Here is a 15,494-nt window from a genome sequence, read left to right on the forward strand (position 1 = left end):
CCCGGAGGACGATGATGACCACCAGCTGCTTGGACGCCGCCGAGGACCCGCGCGAGGCCCCGCCGCTGCGCTGGGGGGTGCTGGCCCCGGGCGGGATCGGGCGCACCTTCGTCCGCGCCGTCACCGAGCACACCCGCTCGAGCGTGGTCGCGGTCGGCTCGCGCAGCCAGGAGCGGGCCGACGCGTTCGCCGCCGAGTTCGACGTCCCCCGCGGCTACGGCAGCTACGCCGAGCTGGTCGCCGACGAGGAGGTGGACGCGGTCTACGTCGCCTCCCCGCACTCCGAGCACGCCGCCCAGGCGCTGCTCGCGCTGGAGGCCGGCAAGCCGGTGCTGGTGGAGAAGGCGTTCACCCGCAACCGTGCCGAGGCCGCGAAGGTGTTCGACGCCGCGGGTTCGGCGGGTCTGTTCGCGATGGAGGCGATGTGGACCCGCCACCTGCCGCACGTGCTGCAGCTGCACCGGCTGCTGGCCGAGGGCGCGATCGGTGAGGTGGTGGCCGTCCGGGCCGACCACGGCCAGTACTTCGCCTTCGACCCCGCGCACCGGATGTACGACCCGGCGCTGGCCGGGGGCGCCCTGCTCGACCTCGGCGTCTACCCGCTGGCCTTCGTCCTCGACGTCCTCGGCGCACCGGCCTCGGTGACCGCCACCGGCACCCTGACCGAGACGGGCGTGGACGGCCAGGTCGGCGTCCTGCTCGACACCCCCGGACGGGCCCAGGGGGTCGCCCACACCACGCTGTGGTCGGCCACGCCGAACACCGCGGTGGTCTGCGGCACCGAGGGCCGGATCGAGGTGGCCGGCACCTTCTTCACCCCGACCACGCTCACCCTGGTGCCGCGCCAGGGCGACCGGGTGACCTTCGACGGCCGGGTGGACGGCGGCTTCCAGTACCAGGTCGCCGAGGCGGCCCGGCGGATCGCGGCCGGTGAGCAGCAGAGCCCGCGGATGAGCTGGCAGCACACCCTCGACGTGATGGCGGTGCTGGACGAGGCCCGCCGCCAGGTGGGGGTCAGCTTCCCGGGCGAGCCGGGCTGAGGACGTCCCGCGCCAGCTCCTCCAGCAGCGGCAGCACCGGGCGGGACGAGTCGTCGTGCCACCGCTCGGGGCTGCCGGTGGCGACCAGCACCAGCCCGTGCCCGGGGGCGATGAGCACCGCCTGCCCGGCCCAGCCGGCGGCCAGGCGCGTCCGGACGTCGGCGTCGGCGGTCGACAGCCACCAGCCGTAGCCGTAGGGCCGCTGCTCGGGCGGCCCACCCGGGCTGTACGTCCGCCAGGCGCGCTCGCGGTAGCCGTCCGGCACGGCGCGCCCGTCGGCCCAGGCCCGTCCGAACGCCAGCAGCTGGCGCGGGCTGAGCCGGGCGTCGCCGAACCCGAACGGGACGCCCTCGGGGTCGCGCGGCCAGTCGACCTCCGCACAGCCGCTGGGCTCCAGGACCCGGCGGGCGTAGCCGAGCAGGTCCCCGCCGACCGCCCGCTGCAGACCGGCGGCCAGCAGGTGCCAGGCCCCGTTGTCGTAGCGGAACCGGCTGCCGGGGACGTCCAGCTGGGCGAACCCGAGCAGCGCCGGCACCCACCCCGACGGCAGCTCCATCACGTCGTCGATCGGCAGCAGGCCGCCGTCGGCGCCTCCGGTCATGGACAGCAGGTGGTGCACGGTGGCCGGACGCCGCGGCGGCGGCACCGGGTCGCCGAGCAGGTCGTGCAGGGTGGTGGTGAGCTCGACCAGACCGTCGGCCAGCGCCCACCCGGTGACGGTGGAGAGCAGCGACTTCGTCACGCTGGCGATGGTCGGCACCGGGGTGTCCAGACCCTGGCCGTGCAGGTCGACCGCGGCCACCTCCCGGTCGCCCACCGCCGCCAGCAGCGTCGCCGTCGCGCCCAGCGCGGGCTCCTCGCGGCAGCGGGCGGCCACCCGCTGCAGACCGGCCACCAGCGCCTCGTCGTCCACCGTGCTCATCGGCACCGAGCCTCAGGCACCGGGGCCGACCCGTCCACCGGTTTCCGGCCCTGGGGTCAGCGGGTCGCCGCTGTCGCCCGGTCGTGGGCGCACACGGTCTCGTCGAGCTCGACGCCGTCGGCCGGCAGCGGCCCGTCGCACAGCACCGTGCCGCCGCAGGTCACCCGCAGCGTCCGCGCGGCTCCGCGTCCGTCCAGCTCGACGTCCAGCAGGTGCTCGCGCACCCGCACCCCGCGCAGGGCGAGGTGCCGGAGGCCGACGTCGAGCGGACGCACCCGCAGCCCGCCCTCGTCGGGCTGCACGCCAGCGAGGTAGCGGACCACCAGGTCGATGAGCATCGAGTGGTTGTAGTCGGGTTCGTCGCTGATCGGCTCGCCGGTGAGCGGGTTGTAGTGCTCGACCAGGTACGGCACGGCCAGGTCGGCGTCGCGGAAGTGCGAGCGGGCATACGACCAGAACCCGCGGCCGAACTCGGCGGCGACGTCGTCCAGCCCGTGCTCGAGGGCGGCGCTGCCGAGGGCGTCCAGGACCAGGCTGGTGGTGTAGGGCCAGGCCGGGCCGTTCCACATGCAGCCGTTGCGTCCCTTGAGGAAGCTGCCCATCCAGCCGCCCTCGGGCCGGAACGCCGGGCAGTCCTGGGCCACCGAGGGGTAGGCCAGCGGCGTCCCGAACAGGTCGGGGGCCAGCGCGCGGCGCAGCCCCTCGACGTGGCGGCCGTCGGTCAGCCGCGCCCACCACGGGTAGAAGCCGACGACGTTGCGCACCAGGGACACCTCGTCGGTGCGGTGGTGCAGGTCGTAGAAGAAGGCGCTCGCCGGGTGCCACTGCTTCTCCAGCACCGACCGCGCGACCCGGTCGGCGAGGGAGGCGAACTCCGCCCCGTCGGGGTCGCCCCGCCGCGCGCACAGCTCGGCCACCGCGGCGGCATTGAGGTACTGGTAGACGGCGCGGTCGACCCGCTTGAGCGGGGTGAAGGTGTGCGGGTCCCGGGGGTTGGCCGGGTAGTCGTGGAAGTACCAGTAGCTGGGTTGGTACTCCTTGCCGGTGCGCTTGTGGTCGCGCTGGACCAACAGCTCGTCCTCATCGGCCTCCAGTGCGATCCGCTCGCCGCGCACCTGCCGCTTCGCCGTCTGGAGCACCTCCGGGCTCACGCTGTCCCAGCCGTGCACCCGGGCGAACCGCTCGACGGCGTGGCCGAAGAAGCTGGCGTAGGGCTTGTGGACCTGCCCGACGGTGCACGCGTGCAGCTGGCCGTCCGGCTGCTGCGCCGACGGGACGGCCGCCATCACCGCCACGCCGACCGCCGGGTCGGAGCGCCAGCGCAGGTCGAGCAGGTGGAACGGGGTCGACAGCGGGATCAGCTTGGTGAACTCCCAGCCCCCGGGGCGCCACGGCTCCTTCGACATCTTGTGCGAGCGGCCCTCGAACATCACCGTGCCGGGCAGCAGCCCCATCCCCGGCTCGGCCAGGGAGCACCGCAGCAGGTACCAGCGGTAGGCCCAGACCCGGCTGAGCAGCGGGCTGTCGGTCTCCAGCTCGGGTACGGCGTCGAACCAGGACCGGTACTCGGCCAGGTGGCGCTCCAGCAGGTCGGGCGAGGTCGCCTCCGCCCCGTCCTGCGGTGGCCCGTCCCCGCCGGGGGTGGTGTGCCGGAGGGCGGCCACCAGGGTGACCTCGTACTCCTCGCCCGGCGCGAGCTCCCGGCCGTCCCAGACCGCGGGGTCGGAGGCGGTGATGGTCACCTGCAGGGTGAACCCGTGCGCCTCGATGTGGCGCGAGCCCCGCACCCGGTCGCCCTCGCGAGCGCACCACCCCCCGTCGACGCGGGCCCGCAGCAGCACCGGCTCGGTGCCCTCGTTGCACCACCGCTGCACCGAGACCGCCTCGTCGTCCCAGGTGATGAAGCGGGTCTCCTGCACCGTCGCCGTGCCCACCCGCTGCCGGGTGCGCAGGTGGGAGGGACGCCACTGCCCCTCGCTGCGGCCCTGCGCGGGGTCGGCGTCGGCGTCGACGGTGAACAGCAGCGGGACGTTGAGCTTGTGGATGTAGTCGATCCGCCCGCTGAAGCCGGGGACGTCGTCGAGGTAGTCCGCCCACAGCCGGCGGCCGGTGGGGCCCAGCAGCAGCGTCCCGGGGCGGGTCCGCAGACCCCGGTGCGGGCCGGCGAGCAGCTCGTCGATGTTCACCGGAGCACCTCCGGTGCGGACGCCGCCCCGTCCTCGATCCGCTCGTCCATGAGCACCTCCCGCTGCCTCGTCGCGCGTAACGCGCAGCAACCTAGCAGCATGTTGCGCGTTCAGCGCAGGATGGGCCTCGGGTCGCCGCTCGGACGGTTCCCGGCTCCCCGTCCGCGCGCACCCGGCCCCCGGGTCGGCGCGACGTCGCCGTTGTGCGATCGGCTGGGTGGTGGGCCTAGTCTGAGCGGGTGCGAGAGAGAGCGCGCTACACGTCCCGGGCGCATGCAGTGGCCCGATCCGTGGCCCAGCGGGCGCTCCTCAAGCCGGTCGTCTCCGCGATCACCGAGGTGACGGTGCACGGCCGGCACAACCTCGACAACTTCAGCGGCCCCTACGTGGTGGTGTCCAACCACAACAGCCACCTCGACACCCCGCTCATCATCGGCGCGCTGCCGCGGCGGCTGTCGCGCTACCTCTCCGCCGGCGCGGCCGCCGACTACTTCTTCCGCAACCGGTGGCGGGCCTGGCCGACCGTGCTGTTCTTCAACGCCTTCCCGGTGGAGCGCACCGGCACCCGCAACCGCAAGGGGCTGGCCGGCAAGCTGCTGTCCGACGGCGTCCCGCTGCTGCTCTACCCCGAGGGCACCCGGTCGCGGACCGGTCAGATGGCCCCGTTCAAGCCTGGCGCGGCCGCGCTGTGCATCAGCCGGAACGTGCCGTGCATCCCGGTCGCGCTGGTGGGCGCGCACGAGGCGATGCCGCACGGCCACGGCTGGGTCCGCCGCGGACGTCCGCCGGTGCACGTGGTGATCGGCAGCCCGATGTGGGCGCGTCCCGGGGAGATGTCGAAGAGCTTCTCCGAGCGCATCTCCAAGGTCATCGCCGACATGCACGACCAGACCGCGACCGCGGTCGGGCTGCCCCGGCTGATCGACTACGCCAGCCGGGCGGCGGAGAAGGAGGCGCGCGAGGCGATGCTCGCCCGCGCCGCCGACGACGACCCCGACCTGCTGGAGGACCGGGCGCAGCTCGCCGTGGCCGCCAGCGCGTCCAGCCCCGACAGCCCCGACAGCCCGACCAGCCCCGACAGCCCGGCGAGCGCGGACGACCCGTCGGGGCAGCTGGAGGACGAGGGGCGCAACGGCCACCGGGCGGAGCGCGACGCGCTCCCGCACCGACGGCGGCGGGCCGGGCTGCCGGCCAGGCTCGCCCGACGGATGAGGAAGACGACCCAGGAGGAGACGTCGTGAAGGGTGTCAAGCACATGAAGTGGTGGGGCTGGGGCGTCGACGGCGTCTCGTTCCACCACGAGGACAAGCCGAGGCTGGCTCCCTTCGTGCGCGACAAGGTCGGCATCGACATCACCACCCCCGCCGCCAGCGCACCGCTGCGGTTCGAGGACCTCGACATCCCCGACCCGCAGCTGCCCGACGCCCTGGGCGACCGGCTCACCCGGGCGGTCGGTGCCGGCAACGTCACCACCGACCCGATGGAGCGGCTGGTGCACACCTACGGCAAGAGCGTCCGCGACCTGGTGCGGATCCGCCGCGGCCAGCTGGGCCGGATGCCCGACGTCGTCGTCTACCCCAGCAGCACCGAGGAGACCGCGGCGGTGGTGGACGCCGTGGTGCAGGCCGACGCGGTGCTCATCCCCTTCGGCGGCGGCAGCAACATCGCCGGCTCGCTGGAGGCGCCGGCCGGTGAGACCCGCACGGTCGTCTCGGTCGACCTGGGACGGATGCGCAAGGTGCTGCAGATCGACGAGGAGTCCGGGCTGGCGCTGATCCAGGCCGGCGCCCAGGGCCCCGACCTGGAGGAGCAGCTGAACAAGCGCGGCTGGACGATCGGGCACTTCCCCGACTCCTTCAGCCACTCCACCCTCGGCGGCTGGATCGCCACCCGCTCCTCGGGCATGCAGTCCGACCGCTACGGCGACATCGCCGACATCACCCGCGGGCTGACGATGGCGATGCCCCCTTCTCCTGGCCAGGAGAAGGGTGAGGTGCTCACCCTGCGTCCGCTGCCGAGCACCTCCACCGGTCCGTCGGTGCGCGAGATGGTGCTGGGCAGCGAGGGACGCCTCGGCGTCATCACCGAGGCCTGGGTGAACGTCAAGCGGGTCGCCGAGGAGCGCGTGGTGCTCGGCTACTTCTTCCCCGACTTCGCCACCGGGCTGGCCGCGCTGCACGAGATCAACACCTCCGACGCCTCCACCCTGGTGGCCCGGATCTCCGACGAGCGGGAGACCCAGTTCTCGCTGGCGACGTCCAAGCGCAGCAAGGGCCTGAGCAAGTACGTCACCAAGGCGCTGATGGCCTACCTGGTCCGCAAGGGCTGGGACCTGGACAAGCTGTCGATGAGCTTCATCGGCTACGAGGGCTCCAAGAGCCACGTCGCGCTGCAGCAGCGGCTGGTCCGCGAGATCGTCGGCAAGCACGGCGGCATCGTGGTCGGCAAGGGCCCGGGCGTGCTCTACGACCAGAAGAAGTTCGACACGCCCTACATCCGCGACTTCCTGCTCGACCGGGGCGCCACCGCCGACGTGTCGGAGACCGCTGCCCCCTGGTCGCGGCTCAAGCCGCTGTACGACAACGTCATCGCGACCGCGGAGAAGGCCTTCGCCGACATCGGCTGCCAGGGCTACATCATGTGCCACCTCTCCCACAACTACCACTCCGGCGCCTGCCTGTACTTCACCTTCGCGATCGCCTACGAGGGCGAGGACGTGCTGGCGCGCTACGACGTGGTCAAGCGGGCCATCCAGAGCGAGTTCATCCGCTCCGGCGGCACCCTCAGCCACCACCACGGTGTCGGGCTGGAGCACTCGCCGTGGCTGGAGGACGACGTGTCCCCGGCCGGGGCGCGGATGATCGGGCGGCTGTTCGACGGCACCGACCCGGGCCGCAACCTCAACCCGGGCAAGGTCGTGCACACCGGCGAGCCCGGTGTCTCCGTCCTCTCGGAGTGAGGACCCTCGGAACGGGCGCCGGCCGGTGAACGCGCCGCAGGCGCTGCGGCTGCTGGTGCAGACACCCGAGCACTGGCGCGAGGCCCGCGACGTCCGGCTGGAGATGCTGGCCGACACCCCGCTCGCCTTCACCGAGACGCTCCAGACCGCACGCCGGCGCAGCGACGAGGAGTGGCGCGAGCGGCAGCGCACCCGGCTGGCCGCGCCGGCCTCGCGCCACGTCGCGGCGGTGGACGCCGACGGCCGCTGGTGGGGGCAGATGCGGGTCGACGTGGTCGACGGGCAGGCGCTGCTGATGTCGGTGTGGGTGCATCCCGACGTCCGCGGCACCGGGGTGGCCGAGCTGATGCTGGACGACCTGGCCGCCCACGTGCGGCTCACCCTGGGCATGCCCGAGCTGTACCTGGAGGTGCACGAGGACAACCCGCGGGCGATCGCGTTCTACCGCCGCTACGGGTTCGTCGACACCGGGGAGCGGACGCCCTACCCGCTGCCGCCGGGTGGTCAGGAGCTGCGGATGCGGCTCGCGCTGGGCTGAGGCGCCGGCGACCAGGACGCCGGCTCGTCGCCGCGCAGCGACAGCACGGCCGGTTCGGCGTCCGGGGCCACCACCAGCACCTCCCGGTCCTGCTCGGCGCGGACCCGCAGCTCGCGCACCCGGCCGGCCTCCCAGTGCAGGTCGACCACCAGCCCGCCGCGGGCGCGGACACCGGTGAGGGAGCCGGCCGGCCACTGCGGCGGCAGGCAGGGCAGCAGGTCGAGCACCGGACGTCCCTCGTCGAGCCGGTGGGACTGCAGCAGCATCTCCACCACCCCGGCGGCCACCCCGAAGTTGCCGTCGATCTGGAACGGCGGGTGGGCGCAGAGCAGGTTGCGGTAGACCCCGCCGGGGACGTCCACCCGGCCACGGCGGTCGTCGGTGGGCTCGTCGACCGGGGTGAGGTAGTGGCCCAGGCTGGCGACCGCACCGTCGACGCCGCCCAGCCGGGCGTGCAGGGCCACCCGCCAGGCGATGGACCAGCCGGTGGAGTGGCTGCCGCGCAGCCGCAGGCTCTCCGCCATCGCGGCCAGCCGGTCGGTGTGCGCCGGGTCGTGGCGCTGCACGGCGTCACCGGGGAAGAGGTCGTAGAGGTGGGACTGGTGCCGGTGCGTCGGCTCGGCCTCGGGGAGGTCGAGGTGCCACTCCGGGTAGCTGCCGCGGGCGGTCGGCTCGGGCAGCGGCAGCCGGGACAGCGCCGCCTCCACCTGCTCGCGCCGGGCCGGGTCGGGCCGGTCGCCGTCGACGGAGCCGTCGGTGCCCTGCAGCAGGTCGGCGCAGGTGAGCCAGGTGCGCAGCAGGTCGCGGGCCAGCGCGAGGTCCATGGTGGAGGAGACGGTGACCGCGGCCCGGCCGGAGTCGGTGAGGTAGCGGTTCTCCGGTGAGGTGGAGGGGGCGGTGCCCAGCGTGCCGTCGGGCAGGGTGACCAGCCAGGACAGCAGGAAGCGCACGGCACCGTCGACCAGCGGCCAGCCGCGGTCGAGCAGCAGCCCGGCGTCCCCGGTGAAGCGGTGGTGCTCGGCGAGGTGGCGCAGCAGCCAGGGGCCGGCCATCGGCCAGGCGGCCCAGCAGGGGTCGGACGTCCCGTCGCCGACCGGTAGCGAGAAGCCCCACACGTCGGCGTTGTGGTGCGCCGCCCACCCGGGACGGTCGTAGACCCGGCGGGCGGTCTCCCGGCCGGTGCGGGCGAGCTCCTCGACCAGCGTGTGGAACGGCTCGGCGCACTCCAGCAGGTTCCCCGGGGCGGCCAGCCAGTAGTTCATCTCGGTGTTGATGTTGACCGTGTAGTTGCTGCTCCACGGCGGCTGCAGGTGTCGGTTCCAGAGGCCCTGCAGGTGCGCGGCGCGCGTGCCGGGTCGGGAGGAGGCGATCAGCAGGTAGCGGCCGTACTGCACGGCGAGTGCGACCAGCGTCGGGCTGACGTCGCCCCGGGCGGCGCGCTCCAGCAGGACGTCGGTGTCGTCGCCGGGCTGGTCGGTGCCGTCGCCGAGGACGAGGGTGAAGCGGCCGAACAGCGCCGCGTGGTCGGCCTCGTGCTCGGCGCGCAGCCCGGCCACGTCCCGGCCGGTCAGGGCGGTCGCGCGGGCCCGGGCGTCGGGCAGCAGCTCCTCGACCCGGCCGTGCGGCGGGGTGGCGGCGTCGACGAAGTCGGTGCTGGTGGTGACCAGCAGCACCAGCCGGGTGGCACCGCTGACGGCCACCTCGACCGGGGCCTCCGGGCCGTCGCCCGGGACGGCGGTGACGGTGCCGTCGGTGACCACCCGGACGGCCACCGCCGCGGTCACCGCGTGCCCCGGCGTGGGGTCGAAGACCAGCGCCTCGTCGCTGCGGTCGTGGCTGGGGTAGGCGTCGCTGGGCATCCGGGTGAGCAGGCCCAGCCCGTCCCCGTCGGCCTCCAGCCGGCAGTACCCGAACCCGGAGTGCGCCGCCTCCAGCCGCACCCGGACGTCGGTGGGCCGCTCCCAGCGGTGCTCGCCGACCACCGCGCCGGCCGGGGCGCTGACGAAGGCGTCCACCTGCCCGGGCCCGGTCGGGCCGTCGGTGCGCCAGCTGGCGACCGCGGTGGACAGGTCGAGGCGTCGCTGCTCCAACCGGGTGGCCGGGTCGGTGAGCACGGTGAGCGCGGCGAGCGGCTGGTAGGACTGGCTGTGCCCGAACTGCACCTTGCGGATCTCGCGCTCGGCGGTCTCCACGTCGCCGTCGAGGAGGGCCCGGCGGACCCGCTCGACCACCTCCGGCGCCGGCTCGTCGGAGGCGGGCCTGCCGGCGGTGCTGCCCGGCCAGCCCGACCAGCAGGTGTCGTCGTTGAGCTCCCACCGGGTGGCGGCCGCGTCCCCGTGCACCATCAGCCCGATCCGTCCGTTGCCCAGCGGCAGGCCCTCGTTCCAGGTGGCCGCGGGCGTGCGGTAGCTCAGGGCGGGTCCGGTCGGGGTCACGGCGGTCCTTCCGTCGACGTCGTCGTCAGCTCGCCCGTAGTCTGCCGGACCGGACCGACAGCCCGCGCCGGTCGGGCCGATGAGTCCGGGCCACCCTCCGGGTCGACCTCCTCGACCGACCGAGGAGGACACCATGGGTCAGCTGCTGCGGGTGCAGAACTTCGCCGTCTCGCGGGACGGCTACGGGGCCGGGGAGGGCCAGAGCCTGGAACGGCCGTTCGGCCACGCCGACCCCGACGCGCTGCACGGGTGGGCGATCGAGACCGCGAGCTGGCCCGGGCGCACCGACGGCGGTGGCAGCCGCGGGCTGGACGACCACCTGGTCCGCGACTTCAGCCACGGCATCGGCGCGGAGATCATGGGCCGCAACAAGTTCGGCCCGGTGCGCGGCCCGTGGCCGGACCACGAGTGGCGCGGCTGGTGGGGCGAGGAGCCGCCGTTCCACACCCCGGTGTTCGTGCTGACCCACCACGAGCGGCCCCCGTTCACCCTCGCCGACACCACCTTCCACTTCGTCGGTGGCGAGCCGGCCGAGGTGCTCGAGCAGGCGCGGGCGGCGGCCGGCGGGCTGGACGTCCGGCTCGGCGGGGGCGCCACCTCGATCCGGGCGTTCCTGGACGCCGGGCTGGTCGACACCCTGCACGTGGCCGTCGCCCCGGTCGAGATCGGGGGCGGGTCCCGGTTGTGGGAGTCGCCGGAGGAGCTGTTCGACCGCTACCACTGCGACGTGGTGCCCAGCTCCAGCGGCGTGGTGCACCACCTGTTCTGGCGGCGGTAGCCGGGGGCTCCGCGGGTCAGCAGACCAGCCACAGCCCGAGCGCGGCCACGCCGAACGTGCGCGTGCTGGCCTGCGGCGACTGCCAGGCGGTGCCGGCGGTCGTGCGGACCTCGATGGTGTACCGGGCTCCGAGCACGGCCGACAGCAGCGTCGGCGTCAGCAGGATGCTGTTGTCCGTCGTGGTGGTGTCGTACACCTGGCTGCCGTTGGTCTGCAGCACCCGGACGCTGAACCGCCGGTTGGTCGGTGTGGCCCAGCCGATCCGGACTCCCAACCCCTCCGTCTGGCAGGACAGCGCCGCCGGGGAGGCCAGGGTGCCGGTGAAGGTGCCCGTGCCGACCGTCGCGGTGTCGCTGAACTGCGCCCAGGTGCGGCCGGGGGCGAGCACCAGGCCCAGCAGGAGAGCGGCGACGGCGAGGGCGGCCGCCACCGGCGCCCGCCTCCTCACCCGACCGCCTGGGTGGAGGTGAGGACGAGGGTGAGGGTGCCCCGCGCCCCCTGGTTGGCGTTGGCCGAGGCGGAGTCCAGCCCGACCAGGACGCAGAGCGTCTCGCTGCCGCCGGGCGCCAGCGCGCGGGGCACGTTGATCACCGAGGTGGCCGACGCCGGCACGAACGTCTGCGCTCCCAGCGGGCTGCCCGAGCAGGTCTGCTGCCGGGGGTAGCTGGTGTCGGAGGTGTCCGGCGAGCCGGCGAACAGCCGGAACGTGATCGAGCTGCCGTCGTAGGTCCAGGTGCTGCCGCGCTGCACGGTGGCGCCGTAGGTCGCGGCGGCACCGCTGACGTTGCGCACTGTCAACGGGTAGGCCAGCGTCTCCGCCGGCAGCAGGTCGTCGGCGGCGATGGAGGTCTTGGTGTAGCCGGTGCCCAGCCCGACGGCCTGACCGCTGTCGAGCTGCAGGTCGAGCTGCCCGGCGGTGAACGAGCCGGTCCGCACCTCTGCGGTGTCCTGCCAGTAGGCCCACGAGGTGTAGCCGCTGAGGCCGAGCAGCACCGCCAGGGCCAGCGCCAGCACCGGCTTCCAGAGACGGGGCGGCTGCGGGTCCGCGACGGCGCGACGGGGACCGGTGCTCACGACGTCCTCCTGCGGGTGCGGGCGAGAAGATGACCGCCGGCCAGCAGCGCGGCGAACGCGGCCGCCACCGACCAGGCCGGCACGGCGGCACCGGTCGCGGCCAGCACCGGGCCGTCTTGGCGGGCCGAGCCATCCGGGCGCACCGGGGCGTCCGGACGGACCGAGGCGTCGGTCAGCGTGACGGTGAAGCCGAGCGGCCTGCTCAACCGCATCATGTCCTCCCCGGCCTCGGCGACCAGCTCCAGCTCCAGCCCGACCGCGACGTCCTCGCCCGGTGGCACCGCGTCGACATCGGCCAGGACGGCGTCGGTGGTGCCCGCGCGGACGCTGGCCCCCGCGACCCGGCCGGTGACCACGAGGTCGCCCGAACGGAGCGGGCCGGCGAGCTCGGGAGCGTCCAGAGCCACGGTCAGGTCGGCGACCTCGGCGGAGTCGTTGCGCACCCACAGGGTCGCGCTGCGGACGTCCCCGGGCACCCAGCGCGTCCGCGGGTCGAAGAGCGGCTCGGCCAGGGTCTGGCGGAAGCTGCGGCCGTCGCTGCTGAGCCCGATCCGTGGGTCGGCGGCCGCGGGCACCGTCGTGCCGGCCAGCAGCAGCGTCGCAGCGACCAGCAGCAGGGCGCGGCCCCGGGCCGTCACGGACGCCCTCCGCCGCTGACCGCCCGACGCGGCTGCGGACGCGGACGCACCCGCTCGCGCAGGGCACCGCCGAACATCACGACCGCGTATACCACCAGGCCGAGGGCCACCAGCTGCGCCAGCACCGCTCGCTGCGAGCCGCTGAGCAGGCTGTTGAGGTAGCCGAGGTGGGGCACCGAGTACCAGACCGTGCCCCTGACCTGGACGGCCCGCACCAGGGCGGCGTCCGGACGGGTGTTCGCGTCGCCCTGGGTGAGGAAGGCGCGTTCGCCGTCGAGCACCCGGCTGGCCACCACCCGGTGGGTCACCGTGGTCGCCTCCCCGGAGCGCAGCTGGTAGGTGATCACCTCACCGATCCGGATCGACTCGACCGGACGCGGGCGCACCACGATCAGGCTGCCGACCGGGTGGGCAGGCTCCATCGAGGAGCTGAGCACGGTGTAGGTGGTGGACCCGGTCACCCGGGGCACCACCACCGCCACCGTCAGCACAGCCCCCAGCGCGAGGAGCACCACCCAGCAGAGCACCCGCCAGAGCCACGCCGTCACGGCGCGGACCCGGCTGAGGTGCCCCGCCGACGGCGCCGGGGCGGAGGAGGGCACCCGGATCAGGCGGTGGCCTGGGTGGCCGTGATGGTGAACGCCTCGAGGTCGATCACGGTGTTCTGCGAGCCGTTGTCGACGGCGGTGCCGATCGGCACGTCCACGACGATGGTGGCGTCGATGGTGTCGCCGTCGTTCGCGTCGGTGATCTCGGTGACGGCCTCGCCGCCGACGAGGAAGGTGCCGGTGACGTCGTAGTCGGCCGGGTCCATGGCCGGGGCGCCGTCGCCGACCTCGGCCGCGGTGACGTCCAGGGTGGCCCGCAGGTTGGTGCCCTCGGCACCGATGGTCACCGCGCACTCCTTGGTCAGCACGTCACCGGGGACCACGGTCTCGGTGGCCGGGTCGAACGCGACGCCGGTGATGCCCTCCACGGCGTTGGTGACCGTCCAGCCGGCGGCGTCGCAGGCCGCCGCGTCGAGCGTCAGCTCACCGGCGTTGATAGTGCCGCCGGCGACGTCCTCGGTGGCCTGCCAGTAGGCCAGCGAGCCGCCTCCGCCGACGAGCAGGACCGCCGCCGCGACGGCCGCGAGGGTTCCCTTGGTGGTCTTGTTCATACGTGTCGCCTTCGTGTCATCCCCCGACGACTGGACCGGGCCGACCGGCCCGGGTCGCGGTGGACTCCCTACCGCGGGCCGGACGCTACCTGCTGATCATCGCCTTCTCCCGGATCCTCAGACGATCCTCGGCCATTCTTAGGGATCGCCCGGTCTGCCGACGGCGGATCCGCTGCCGGCAGCAGGAGCTCGGCCCGCGGCCGGCTCCCGGTCAGGCTGGGCACATGACCACACCGACCCTGGCCGAACGCACGGTCGAGGAGCTCCTCGACCAGCGCATCCTGCTGCTCGACGGCGAGCTCGACGACACCGGCGGCACCCAGCTGTGCGCCCGGATGGTGCTGCTGGCCGCCCGCAACCCCACCGCCGACATCGCGCTGTGGATCAACTCCCCCGGCGGCTCCGTCCCGGCCATGCTGGCGATCATGGACACCATGCGGATGGTGCCCAACCCGGTCACCACCCTCGCCCTCGGGATGGCCGCCAGCGCCGGGCAGTTCCTGCTCAGCGCCGGGACGCCCGGTCGGCGCTACGTGCTGCCGCACAGCAAGGTGCTGCTGCACCAGGGCTCGGCCGGGATCGGCGGGTCCGCGGTCGACATCGAGCTGCAGGCCGAGGACCTGCGGGCGATCCGGGACACCGTGCTCGGGCTGACCGCCGTGCACACCGGCCAGACACCGGAGCGGATCTTCGCCGACTCGCTGCGTGACCACTGGTACGACGCCGAGGAGGCGCGGGAGTACGGCTTCGTCGACCACATCGCCCGGTCCCTGGACGAGGTGCGGCCCGGCACCGTCCTCGGACGCACCGGCTTCGACCCCTCCGGAGGTGCCCGATGAGTTCCTACACGATCCCCAACGTCATCACCCGCAGCTCACGCGGGGAACGGGTGATGGACGTCTACAGCCGGCTGATGGAGGGCCGGATCATCTACCTCGGCACCGAGCTCGACGACGGCGTGGCCAACGCGCTGATCGCCCAGCTGCTGCACCTGGACGCCGAGGACCCCGACGGGGAGATCAGCCTCTACATCAACTCCCCCGGCGGCTCGGTGACGGCGATGTTCGCCCTCTACGACACCCTGCAGTACACCCGGGCGCCGGTGGCCACCACCTGCGTCGGCCAGGCCTGCTCCACCGCGGCGGTGCTGCTGGCGGCCGGGGCGCCGGGACGCCGCGCGGTGCTGCCGCACGCGCGGGTGCTGCTGCACCAGCCCTCCACCCAGGGCCGGGGCACGATCCCCGACCTCATCCTGGCCGCCGACGAGATCCTGCGGCTGCGCGGGGAGATGGAGCAGGTGCTGGCCGCCCACACCGGCCAGTCCGCCGAGACGCTGCGCCGCGACACCGACCGCGACCGCGTCTTCACCGCCCCGGACGCGGTCGCCTACGGCCTGGCCGACCACGTCATCTCGCTCCGCTCCCTCGACCGCTGACCGTCCTCGGCTCCTCTCGCGGGCAGTGGGAGCTGTCCACAGATTCGCACACACGGACGAAAAGTGTCGGCGGGAGTCCGTAGCGTTCTCGTCATGGAGGAACCCCGGACCGAGGCCGCGTCGGTGCTCAGCGACCTGGCCGAGCTCCGCGCCCTGGAGCAGGCGGCCGCGGCGGCGGTGCTGCGGCAGGCCGCGCGCTGGGCCGACCTGCACCCGGCCCCGTGCCCGGAGCTGGCCGCGACCCTCTCCGAGCGTGGCCGCGACACCGGCTGCCCGCTCGCCGGCGAGGGCACGGCGCAGGTGGACGTGTCGTGCCTCGCCGAGCTCGCC

General features: G+C 74.1%; 16 protein-coding genes. 8 read left to right on the forward strand and 8 right to left on the reverse strand.

What is annotated here, in order from left to right:
* The first annotated feature begins 14 nt into the window (after window positions 1-14).
* Window positions 15-1,040, forward strand: coding sequence for a Gfo/Idh/MocA family protein (locus DVA66_RS03010; RefSeq protein ID WP_198671427.1), 1,026 nt, complete (start codon window positions 15-17; stop codon window positions 1,038-1,040).
* On the opposite strand, the gene DVA66_RS03015 is transcribed toward DVA66_RS03010, so the two are convergent.
* Together DVA66_RS03015 and DVA66_RS03020 are read right to left on the reverse strand one after the other, a co-directional pair.
* Complete coding sequence (locus DVA66_RS03015; RefSeq protein WP_114558715.1) at window positions 1,015-1,962, reverse strand: serine hydrolase domain-containing protein; 948 nt, start codon at window positions 1,960-1,962, stop codon at window positions 1,015-1,017. The two genes, DVA66_RS03010 and DVA66_RS03015, sit on opposite strands and share 26 nt — an antisense overlap.
* Before the next feature lie 56 nt (window positions 1,963-2,018).
* Window positions 2,019-4,148 (reverse strand): MGH1-like glycoside hydrolase domain-containing protein, encoded by a 2,130-nt coding sequence (locus DVA66_RS03020; RefSeq protein ID WP_114558716.1) that lies wholly within the window; start codon window positions 4,146-4,148, stop codon window positions 2,019-2,021.
* Between the two features lie 278 nt (window positions 4,149-4,426).
* On the opposite strand from DVA66_RS03020, the gene DVA66_RS03025 reads away from it, so the two are divergent.
* The 3 genes from DVA66_RS03025 to DVA66_RS03035 are packed head-to-tail and all read left to right on the forward strand — an operon-like array spanning window position 4,427 to window position 7,645.
* Window positions 4,427-5,389, forward strand: a complete 963-nt coding sequence (locus DVA66_RS03025; RefSeq protein WP_232821719.1) for a lysophospholipid acyltransferase family protein — start codon at window positions 4,427-4,429, stop codon at window positions 5,387-5,389.
* Window positions 5,386-7,107, forward strand: coding sequence for an FAD-binding oxidoreductase (locus tag DVA66_RS03030; protein WP_232821720.1), 1,722 nt, complete (start codon window positions 5,386-5,388; stop codon window positions 7,105-7,107). Before DVA66_RS03025 ends, DVA66_RS03030 begins: the two co-directional genes overlap by 4 nt.
* Before the next feature lie 25 nt (window positions 7,108-7,132).
* Window positions 7,133-7,645, forward strand: a complete 513-nt coding sequence (locus tag DVA66_RS03035; protein WP_198671428.1) for a GNAT family N-acetyltransferase — start codon at window positions 7,133-7,135, stop codon at window positions 7,643-7,645.
* Here DVA66_RS03035 and DVA66_RS03040 read toward each other — a convergent pair.
* Window positions 7,612-10,080 carry a glycosyl hydrolase family 95 catalytic domain-containing protein gene (locus tag DVA66_RS03040; protein WP_198671429.1) on the reverse strand — a complete coding sequence of 823 codons (2,469 nt, stop codon included), beginning with the start codon at window positions 10,078-10,080 and terminating at the stop codon, window positions 7,612-7,614. The genes DVA66_RS03035 and DVA66_RS03040 overlap by 34 nt on opposite strands.
* A 133-nt stretch (window positions 10,081-10,213) precedes the next feature.
* Between DVA66_RS03040 and DVA66_RS03045 the strand changes: the two genes are divergently transcribed.
* Entirely contained in the window at window positions 10,214-10,858 is a 645-nt protein-coding gene (locus DVA66_RS03045; RefSeq protein WP_114558719.1) for a dihydrofolate reductase family protein, read from the forward strand.
* Window positions 10,859-10,874: 16 nt separating this feature from the next.
* On the opposite strand, the gene DVA66_RS03050 is transcribed toward DVA66_RS03045, so the two are convergent.
* Genes DVA66_RS03050 through DVA66_RS03065 form a run of 5 tightly spaced genes read right to left on the reverse strand, consistent with a single transcriptional unit; the run spans window position 10,875 to window position 13,729 of the window.
* Complete coding sequence (locus DVA66_RS03050; protein ID WP_114558720.1) at window positions 10,875-11,288, reverse strand: hypothetical protein; 414 nt, start codon at window positions 11,286-11,288, stop codon at window positions 10,875-10,877.
* A 14-nt stretch (window positions 11,289-11,302) separates the two neighbouring features.
* Complete coding sequence (locus tag DVA66_RS20755) at window positions 11,303-11,932, reverse strand: SipW-dependent-type signal peptide-containing protein (RefSeq protein WP_157973802.1); 630 nt, start codon at window positions 11,930-11,932, stop codon at window positions 11,303-11,305.
* A complete protein-coding gene (locus tag DVA66_RS20760) occupies window positions 11,929-12,570 on the reverse strand; it encodes a hypothetical protein (protein WP_157973803.1) in 642 nt (213 codons plus the stop codon). The genes DVA66_RS20755 and DVA66_RS20760 overlap by 4 nt, the downstream gene beginning before the upstream one ends.
* Window positions 12,567-13,172: a signal peptidase I gene (locus tag DVA66_RS03060; RefSeq protein ID WP_232821721.1), complete on the reverse strand. Its 606-nt coding sequence runs from the start codon at window positions 13,170-13,172 to the stop codon at window positions 12,567-12,569. Before DVA66_RS03060 ends, DVA66_RS20760 begins: the two co-directional genes overlap by 4 nt.
* 5 nt (window positions 13,173-13,177) lie before the next feature.
* Window positions 13,178-13,729, reverse strand: coding sequence for an alternate-type signal peptide domain-containing protein (locus DVA66_RS03065; RefSeq protein WP_114558721.1), 552 nt, complete (start codon window positions 13,727-13,729; stop codon window positions 13,178-13,180).
* A gap of 224 nt (window positions 13,730-13,953) precedes the next feature.
* Between DVA66_RS03065 and DVA66_RS03070 the strand changes: the two genes are divergently transcribed.
* From DVA66_RS03070 to DVA66_RS03080, 3 genes are all read left to right on the forward strand, one after another.
* Entirely contained in the window at window positions 13,954-14,568 is a 615-nt protein-coding gene (locus tag DVA66_RS03070) for a ClpP family protease (RefSeq protein ID WP_114558722.1), read from the forward strand.
* Window positions 14,565-15,164 carry a ClpP family protease gene (locus tag DVA66_RS03075; protein ID WP_114558723.1) on the forward strand — a complete coding sequence of 200 codons (600 nt, stop codon included), beginning with the start codon at window positions 14,565-14,567 and terminating at the stop codon, window positions 15,162-15,164. The genes DVA66_RS03070 and DVA66_RS03075 overlap by 4 nt, the downstream gene beginning before the upstream one ends.
* Before the next feature lie 93 nt (window positions 15,165-15,257).
* On the forward strand, window positions 15,258-15,494 hold a 237-nt coding region (locus tag DVA66_RS03080; protein WP_157973804.1), incomplete at its 3' end, for a hypothetical protein.

The sequence above is a fragment of the Desertihabitans aurantiacus genome (genome assembly GCF_003344635.1).
GTDB classification, from domain to species: Bacteria; Actinomycetota; Actinomycetes; order Propionibacteriales; family Propionibacteriaceae; genus Desertihabitans; species Desertihabitans aurantiacus.